Source organism: Shewanella sp. KT0246 (assembly GCF_019654955.1).
Classification (GTDB): Bacteria; Pseudomonadota; Gammaproteobacteria; order Enterobacterales; family Shewanellaceae; genus Shewanella; species Shewanella goraebulensis.
The window spans coordinates 1-590 of the sequence record NZ_BPEV01000118.1 but is presented as its reverse complement, the minus strand read 5'-3'; the positions used below and the strand labels follow the sequence as shown (position 1 = coordinate 590).

General features: G+C 44.9%; 1 protein-coding gene and 1 pseudogene. Both read left to right on the top strand.

The features are described from left to right. A partial coding sequence (locus tag K5Q58_RS20715) for a DUF1904 family protein (RefSeq protein WP_220755733.1) occupies positions 1–249 on the top strand: 249 nt, incomplete at its 5' end. A 10-nt stretch (positions 250–259) separates the two neighbouring features. Then, positions 260–590: pseudogene (gene pssA / locus K5Q58_RS20710) on the top strand (CDP-diacylglycerol--serine O-phosphatidyltransferase); the annotation flags it as partial.

Here is a 590-nt window from a genome sequence, read left to right as displayed (position 1 = left end):
TGTAATGTGGACCAACAAGGGCTTACATTAGACTGGGTACCGAGTGTCAGTTATCGTGACGGCATGCCAGACCTGAGTATCACACAAGTTGAGATGCTTTGGTTTCCAAAAGATCCCCATACGCACCAATTGGTTGAATGTACTATCCGTGAGGCTGTGACTTTGGCATATCCGGAACTTAAAAGTCTATCGGTAATGTTTATCGAATTAGATCCCAGTACTTACTTCCGCAATGGTGCGCATTTTTAAGGAGATATCCTTGCTGGATAAGCTTGGTGGAATACCGTTACAGCCAGAAGCTATTCGTTGGTTGCTGACCCCAAAATGCCTTAAGGCTGAATTGCTGACATCTATCGCAGGTGCAAAGCATGCTATCTATATTTCAGCCCTGTATTTAGAAGACGACGATGCTGGCCGTGAAATACTGGCTGCATTGATGCTCGCTAAAGATCAAAATCCGGCATTGGATGTTAAAGTCCTCGTCGATTTTCATCGTGCTCGTCGAGGTTTAATCGGCCATAAGGGCGACAGTGGTAACTACCTTATGTATCGTAAGGTTAACGCAGAGGCTAAACACCCAATCGAGATTT